At 39.1% G+C, this 8,243-nt stretch carries 8 protein-coding genes; all 8 read left to right on the top strand.

The genetic code is table 11. The features are described from left to right. Positions 1 to 179 precede the first annotated feature (179 nt). Complete coding sequence (locus tag P2W72_RS07260; RefSeq protein ID WP_276360334.1) at positions 180 to 1,115, top strand: YihY/virulence factor BrkB family protein; 936 nt, start codon at positions 180 to 182, stop codon at positions 1,113 to 1,115. Between the two features lie 67 nt (positions 1,116 to 1,182). After that, a complete protein-coding gene (locus tag P2W72_RS07255; protein WP_276360333.1) occupies positions 1,183 to 1,563 on the top strand; it encodes a DUF1801 domain-containing protein in 381 nt (126 codons plus the stop codon). Between the two features lie 136 nt (positions 1,564 to 1,699). Next, positions 1,700 to 2,116 (top strand): hypothetical protein, encoded by a 417-nt coding sequence (locus P2W72_RS07250; RefSeq protein WP_276360332.1) that lies wholly within the window; start codon positions 1,700 to 1,702, stop codon positions 2,114 to 2,116. Positions 2,117 to 2,194: 78 nt separating this feature from the next. Next, positions 2,195 to 2,602, top strand: coding sequence for a hypothetical protein (locus P2W72_RS07245; RefSeq protein WP_276360331.1), 408 nt, complete (start codon positions 2,195 to 2,197; stop codon positions 2,600 to 2,602). 15 nt (positions 2,603 to 2,617) lie between these two features. Further along, positions 2,618 to 3,469 (top strand): hypothetical protein, encoded by an 852-nt coding sequence (locus P2W72_RS07240; RefSeq protein ID WP_276360330.1) that lies wholly within the window; start codon positions 2,618 to 2,620, stop codon positions 3,467 to 3,469. A 2-nt stretch (positions 3,470 to 3,471) separates the two neighbouring features. Further along, positions 3,472 to 4,146 (top strand): response regulator transcription factor, encoded by a 675-nt coding sequence (locus P2W72_RS07235; protein ID WP_276360329.1) that lies wholly within the window; start codon positions 3,472 to 3,474, stop codon positions 4,144 to 4,146. A gap of 2 nt (positions 4,147 to 4,148) precedes the next feature. Then, positions 4,149 to 5,483: a HAMP domain-containing sensor histidine kinase gene (locus tag P2W72_RS07230; RefSeq protein WP_276360328.1), complete on the top strand. Its 1,335-nt coding sequence runs from the start codon at positions 4,149 to 4,151 to the stop codon at positions 5,481 to 5,483. A gap of 183 nt (positions 5,484 to 5,666) precedes the next feature. After that, the gene (locus P2W72_RS07225) at positions 5,667 to 8,117 is read left to right on the top strand and encodes a TonB-dependent receptor (protein ID WP_276360327.1); all 2,451 of its coding nucleotides are present in this window, start codon (positions 5,667 to 5,669) and stop codon (positions 8,115 to 8,117) included. Positions 8,118 to 8,243 lie beyond the last annotated feature (126 nt).

The raw sequence follows: 8,243 nt of genomic DNA, 5'->3' as shown, positions 1-8,243 counted from the left end.
CTGGGCTTTTTTTTGGTCGAGACTTTCCTAAAAATTATTCCGGACAACAGTGATTACGAATTACGAATTTTCTTATATGGATTAATGCTCAATTTAGGAAATTGGGGCGCTGATAACCAACAAATTATATGAGTTAGTAAGAATTTACGATAAATAACTCTTTTCCCTAACTTTGAGGCTTGACAAAGAAGATAGAAAAAGAACATAATCTTGTTCATAAGCTGATCGCATTATTTTCATTAATGAGGAGTTCATTCTCTCTGTTAAAGCTGAATGATCCCTTGCGTATGGGAGCTGCAACTGCCTTTTTTACGACATTTGCCCTGCCTCCGATCCTGATCATTTTTACCCAGTTTTTTCGCTTTATAGTTGATCCCAATGAGCTGAGTTCAGAGCTGATTAACAGACTTGGCCATATTTTAGGTACCAGCAGTGCGCATCTTGTAGCGGGGGTACTGGAAGCTGTCAGCAGACTTAATCAAAGCTGGTATATCACAGTTTTTGGTTTTATTTTTTTGATGTTCGTTGCTACAACCCTTTTTGATGTGATCAAAAACTCATTGGGGCAGATCTGGGATATCAGGGTAAGACCTGAAATGGGTTTTATTTTTAAGTTAAGATATCGTCTTCGTTCACTCATCATTATTTTCCTTGCAGGATTTCTGTTCATCGTAGGATTGCTTTTTGAAGGAGTTCAAAATCTTCTTGGAGAGTCAATTGATGAGATTTGGGGTGGTGGAGGATGGTTTTTTAACCGCGTATTGAATGAGATCGTTTTTGTAAGTGCGGTTACTATCTGGCTTGCCTTTTTATTCAGATTTCTTACCATTGGAAGACCGAAATGGGATATAGCCTTTGGCGGCGGATTGTTTACTGCTGTTTTGTTTACAATTGGGAAGTGGATACTTGGTTATCTTTTGATCAGCAGTAATATTGGCCTGATTTACGGCCCTTCAGGTTCAATGGTTTTGATTATGCTCTTTGTATTTTATTCTGCTATGATACTTTATTATGGTGGCTGCTTTGTAAAAGTACTGAGCGACGCACACGATAAACCTATCCGTCCGGTGAAAGAAGCTTTTGAAATTGAGATGCTGGAGAAAAGTAAAGATTAGTAAAGTATTTTTTCTTCAGATAAAACAGGCCCCGGTTTAATACCTTTAAATATCAGTCTGATCGGATATGAAAAATCTAACCTCTTCACCCCTGAATATAGACCAGTATATTGCCCTTTATCCTGATAATGTTCAGAAGATTCTTCAAAAAATAAGAATGGTGATTAGTGAAACTGCACCTGAAGCGCAGGAAACTATCAGTTACCAGATCCCAACTTTTAAACTGAATGGGAATCTGGTTCATTTTGCAGCATTCAAAAATCATATTGGATTTTACCCCGGATCAGGCGCAATAGAGGTTTTCAGAGATCAGTTATCTGCTTATCCTGTTTCTAAAGGAACAGTCAGATTCCCGGTTTCAGATGAATTGCCTTATGATCTGATCAGGGAAATAACAAGTTTCAGGGCTAATGAAAATCTGTCGAAAGTAAAAGGGAAGAAAAAGTAATTGTTTCTTTTTCAATATGCACCGGAATGAGCTTCCCCGCGAATTTTTAAAAAATCTTAAAAATTCATTTACTCTTCATCTTCCCTGTCAATCTTTGAATATCATTTACTATTTATTGTTAATTAAATATTGAGTTATGAAAAAGCAAATTTTATTAGCCGCATTGATTGTAATATCAGTTTCGGCTTATTCACAAACTAAAGAAAATGCTCGGAATGAACATGGAACAGAGGTTAATTCTGTTGCAAAGGTAAAGGGAGATGCTACCCTTCATGGAGAAACAGTAAGTACAATAGCCTCATCCAATGCACAAAATACAGATGGTCAGAGTACCGGGCGCATGCACAGGGAGGGAAAAGAAAGAAGGTCAGAAAGACCCGATAAGGCGGGCTCTGCAACCAGTGGTCAGGGACATAGTATGTCAGGAGCCGGTATTCAAAGAAGCACAGGAGCCGGACTTGGGATAAGTGCCAGAACCGGTATTCAGGGGAAAATCAGCCGACCAGGTATCCGATCTAATATCCGTGTAAATGCCGGAATTCGGAACTTTTAAGGCTTCCATCATATAAATACCTTTATAAGAATGACGGTTTGCCTCTTTTGAGGCAAACTTTCATTATTTTTACATTAAATGAACCCATTATTTATCTGTCGTACAATTTTCATGCTTGCTTTGACGGGCATTTTTCCGGCATTACTTTATGCAGGGGATGGGAAAATTTATGAGCGACCGCAAAATGATCTGATTTTTAAGGAAGGTATTTATGTGCTTATTGACACTATTCCGGTTAGACGGGGTGGTTCTGAAAAAACAGATCAGGAACAGCCGCGCGACGATCGCAGGGGGCTTGATGATATCAGAACAGGAAATCAAAGACCCGGTGGCGAGAATCATCGTTTAGGTCCCAGATCAGGTATTAAACAGGTTCCCCGCTCTATTCCCAAAATCAAACCGCAGGCTGTTACCGACAGGATTCCAATCAGAAGGCTACCTATAAAAATCCCGAGAAAAGGATTTGGAGGCTTTCATATTCAGTGATTTTAGAAGAATTTCATGATTAAAGGATTATTTTTATCGCTCTTGTCTGTGCTTCTGACAGCTGAGGTTTTTGCAATGGCTGATTCTGATTCGACTCAGACTCCCGGTTCAACATTAACCCTTGCAGCTATTTATGGTAATAATGCAAATTATTACGGGCAGACGGCAGAACAGCGCTTACCATACATATTGACCAATGCCTCTTTACGATTTAAGGGTGGCTTGTATTTTTCTGCAGGTTCATATAAACTTTTGAATGTGAGTGGCTCAGCAATATCTGAGTTTGATATATCGGCAGGATATGAATTTAAATTTTCTGAAAAATTCAGCGGAACTGCCGGATATACCCGGTCCTTTTTTGCAAAAAACTCTCCCCTGCTTCAGGCTGCCAACGAAAATAACCTGAGTGCCTCATTGGCGTATGATTTTAATGTTTTTAAAACAGGATTGAACAGCTATTATGCGTTTGGAAGTCAGAATGACTTTTTTCTTTCTTTTGTTGCTTCGAAAACACTGAATCTGGGAAGTCTTGGCAAGAAAGATTTTATCACTCTTGATCCCGGCTTTGAATTGGTTGGCGGTACTCTTCATTATCTGGAAGAATATATAGTAAGACGCGACAGACAGGGCATAGGCATGCTTCCTCCGGGTCCGCTGAATCCATACAGAGATCAGTATTATACCATGACACGGGATGCAAGCAGCTTTGATTTGCTCTCTTATAATGCAAATCTGGCATTGGGATATAATCGAAGTAATTATCTGATCGAAACTTCCTGGCAACTGACTGCATTAGGAAAGAATGTTTCGGAAACAGGAACTAAAGCCCGTTCCTTTTTTAATCTGAGTTTTTATTATCAGTTCTGATTTTGAAAGTATTACTGATCGAAGACGAAAAGACGCTTGCTTATGAAGTTGAAGCGTTTCTGAAAAAGGCATTTTACATATGCGACCTTGCTCATACAGCCGGCAAAGGACTCGAAATGCTGGGCGTAAATCCCTATGATTTTGTACTTCTGGATCTTGGTTTACCCGATCTCGATGGATTAAAAGTTCTCAGGGAAGCAAAAAAATTGAATCCCGATGCGGCCTATATCATTTTAACCGCTCGTGGTAATATAGAAGACCGTATTATCGGACTGGATTTGGGTGCTGATGATTATCTGCCTAAACCATTTTCACTTCTGGAGCTGCAATCCCGTATGCAGGCCATATCCCGCAGAAAGTTTAATGTCAGCACTCAGGAAATACCATTGGGTGAATTTATGATTGATCTGCAGAAGCGTACAGTTTCTCATACAGGCAAAGAAATAGAACTAACCCGAAAAGAATATGATCTGCTCAGCTATCTGCTGCTTCATAAGAACAGGGTCTTAACCCGGATGCAGCTTAGTGAGCATATCTGGGGTACATTTGCCGACGATGATTATGATTCCAATTACATTGATGTTCATATTAAAAATATCCGCAAAAAACTGAGCGTATATGGTCCGGTAGAATGGCTCGAAACCGTCAGGGGTGTTGGTTATAAAATCAGAAAATAATTGTGAAATTAAACAGCAAGCTAACTTTATTCATTACCCTGTCAAAGCTTGCTATTGTTTTGCTTTTTGTGCTTACACTGCCTTATCTGATTGGTAGAATAGCAAGAACTTATACCGACTATTATCTTCAGCAACAGAAAGAGAAGGTTCTGGATGTAGTGGCCAGAAATGGGGTCGAATCTTACCTTCAGGGTGAAGCCAGTTACGGTAGTTATACCATGCTCAAGGAGGAATACATATCGCTTGAGCCGGTGGAGGAAGGATTTACGCTGGATACTATTTATACTGATGAGCGAATCATAGAGCAGGATACCCTGAACTACAGAGTACTTACCCACGTGTTTCCTGCCGGAAATGGCAGTTATTTGATGGAGGTTGGTAAAACTATCGAAACAATCGATCAGTATAACCGTCCGCTGCAGCGAATAGCAACTTATGTGCTTCTTGGTTTGATTCTGATTACGCTGGTTGTAGATCTTTTTTATACCCGTTTCCTGCTTAAGCCTTTAGATGAGATAATCCGCACCAAGATCAGTAACAGAAAATTTCCGTTTAATGAAAACTCTGAACCGGTGAATACCAGTACCAGTGATTTCCAGTTCCTCGACAGGTCGCTGATCTCATTAATGCAGCAAATTCATGAGGCATTTGAAAAGGAAAGGGAATTTACCGCCAACGCTTCCCACGAATTGATGACACCGATAGGGATACTTCAGAATAAGATAGAGAACCTGATGGGAGAACCTGAAGTTACCGAGCTTGTTCAGGACCGCCTGATCGGAATGCAGCGAACATTGAATCGTTTGAAGCGGATTGTGCATTCATTATTACTGATCTCCCGTATCGATAATGATCAGTTCAGCAAAAAGGATACTGTTTATGTTACTGAGTTGTTCGGAGATGTGCTGGATGAGATTAGCCATCGTCTTTCAGAGAAAGAGATCAGACTGAGCATTAATCTTTCAGATCAAATTATACTTCAGAATATCAACAGGGATCTCTTGTTTCAGATGTTCTATAATCTGCTTAATAATGCGATCAGGTATAATAAGACGGAAGGAAAAATCAGCATTTCAGATCGTTTAAATGCTGATGGAAATTATGAAATAGCTATTGCCGATACCGGTATTGGTATCCCTGAGGATGAGATCTCCACAATATTTAACCGCTTTAAGAAAGCGAATAACTCAGAAGACGGGGCGGGCTATGGTCTGGGTTTGTCAATAGTAAAGAGTATTTCAGAGTATCACCATATCGCAATCCGTATTGAATCGGAACTATCAGGAGGTACTATATTTACAATGATCTTTCCTTCAGATCTTCTGAAAGGCCTTTAAGTTATAGTAAGTACCTGCTTTTCCTTTTTTTCATTTTCTGTGTAACCAATATTCTCCTGTGTCGTCTTAATTACAAATACAGAATTTAAAACCTACATCAGCAATCAGATTTCTTGCTTTGAAGCCGGAGCTATGTAAATGGCCCTATGGAAAACTATTGCCCTGATTTTTTTAATTGAAAAAATGAAAAAGCAATATCTGGCATCAATATTAATAATTTCCTGCTTTCTTGTAAATGCAGGGATAAGCTTTGCGCAAAGCAAAATAGCCGGTTCAAAAGTTAGCGGTACCGTTCTGGATCAGGAAAGAAAAGCACTTGATTTTGCAACTATAAGTCTTTTAAAAGCTAAGGATTCATCACTTGTGCGTACTGCTGTGAGCGATCTGGAAGGTAATTTTATCATTAAGGATCTTCCTGGAGGAGAATATATACTTACAGCAAGCATGGTGGGCTTTGTTAAAAGCAGAACCGAAGCATTTAGTGTCAATGAAGCAAATCCGGTTAAGAATTTTCCACAGATTATTGTTGCTAAAGACAGTAAAATGCTTGGTGAGGTAACCGTAAAAGCCATTAAACCATTCGTTGAGCGTAAAATCGACAGAATGGTAGTGAATGTAGAGAACAGCATTGCCTCGGCTGGTTCAACGGCATTGGAAGTTCTTCAAACAGCTCCGGGTGTTACTGTTGATCAGAACGACAATATTTCCATGCAGGGCAAACAGGGAGTATTAGTTATGATTGACGGGAAACAAACTTATATGAGTAATGCCGATGTAGCCAATATGCTCCGGAATATGCCCAGTTCTCAGATTGAAACCATCGAACTGATTACTAATCCTTCATCAAAATATGATGCTGCAGGAAATTCAGGAATTATTAATATCAGAACAAAGAAAAGCAATACTGTTGGAACCAATGGAACCTTTACTGCAGGTGCAGGTTATGGCGACAATTACCGTGCAAACGGGGGAATTAGCTTAAATCACAGAAATAAAGGGATTAACCTGTTTGGCAATTATAATTTTGCCAGCATGAACCGGGGTCAGTATATGATTATTGACCGTGAAGTTTCAAATTCCAGTGTGAAGACCTTTTTCGGACAAGAGGGAGGTTTTCTGAGAAAAAACGACAATAATAATTTTAAGGCAGGACTTGACCTTTTCCTGAATAAGAATAATACCATTGGGATATTGATTAATGGTTATCACAATGCCGGAAATGAACTTTACAACAATACCACTCTGATTGGACGTTCATTTTCACAGCCTGATTCTTCGGTAATTGCTGTCAATGACGGTAATAGCCGTTACAAAAACATGGCCTATAATCTGAATTATAAATCTGTACTGGATACATCCGGTAAAGAACTTTCCTTCGATCTTGATTATTCACGTTATAATGGCAATGAAAAGACCTTGTACGACAACCATTTTGTAAACTTCAATGGTCCTGATAAAGATCCAAGTTATATTAAAAACAGCACTCCTTCATTCATCAATATCAAAGCCCTGAAAATTGATTATACGATGCCACTGAATAAGACCACGAAATTCGAGGCCGGTTTGAAAAGCAGTATTGTCAAAACAGATAATGATTTCAGGTTTGAGCAGCTGAATGGTGGCACCTGGGAAAATGATATCAGAAAAAGTAATCAGTTTGTTTATGATGAGAATGTGAATGCAGCATATATGAATCTGAATAAGCAGTTTAAGTCGACCAGTATCCAGATGGGATTAAGGGCAGAACAAACTAATTCTAATGGTAATTCTGTTACAACCAGCAAGAAAGTAGATCGCAGTTATATTGATCTGTTTCCGAGTATATTTTTAAATCAAACCCTGTTAAAAGATCATGATCTTGGTATTTCATATAGTCGTCGTATCGATCGTCCGAGCTATGATGCCCTGAATCCATTCATTTTCTATCTTGATCAGTACACATACAACCAGGGAAATCCATTCCTGAACCCTCAGTACACCAATAATTTCGAGTTCAGTTACAACTATAAGAAAACCTATAATGTGTCTATGAATTACAGCCTGACCAGGGACGTAATCTCACAGGTTCTTTTGCCCGATACTGCAAAGAAAGCTTTATTTCAAACCAACGAGAATCTGGATAAGCAAACCAATTTCGGATTGACACTGAATTCTCCGGTTTCATTCGCCAAATGGTGGAGCAGCAGCAATAGTTTACTTCTGTTTTATCTGGGATTTCGTGCATCAGATCTGCACGGACAGGAGCTGAATAATGGAAAATTTGCCTGGCAGTTCAATTCACAGCACAAAATAATTATTAATAAAACTTTAAGTGCAGAGATAATGGCCGATTACAGATCTGCCATGCAGTACAGCACCTTAAATATCAGCTCTCAATATGGAGTTGACCTGGGATTAAGCAAAACGCTGATGAATAAAAAGGCAAGTATTAAGTTTGCGCTAAGTGATGCCTTTAATACCCGTAAGCAAACCATAACAAGTGCTTATACCGGGTTAAACTACAACCTGGTTCAGAAGAATGAAACCCGCATAGGCCGTATTAGTTTTACTTATCGCTTTGGAAAGAGTGAGATTAAACCGGAGCGCCGGCGTTCCACAGGTCTGGAAGATGAGCAAAGGAGAATGAAGAATTAATTTTTAAAAGATTTTGTAACAAAGTCCTGATTCCTTCGTCTTATTAATGATTGAAAAAAGAGTAAAGTTAAAGCCTCATACTTCATTACGATTATGAATTGAGGAAGATTTGGTTTATTGGTTGGT

This window comes from Daejeonella sp. H1SJ63, from assembly GCF_029360775.1.
Classification (GTDB): Bacteria; Bacteroidota; Bacteroidia; order Sphingobacteriales; family Sphingobacteriaceae; genus Daejeonella.
The sequence above is the reverse complement of the archived record's forward strand: the minus strand, read 5'-3'. Positions and strand labels throughout refer to the sequence as shown.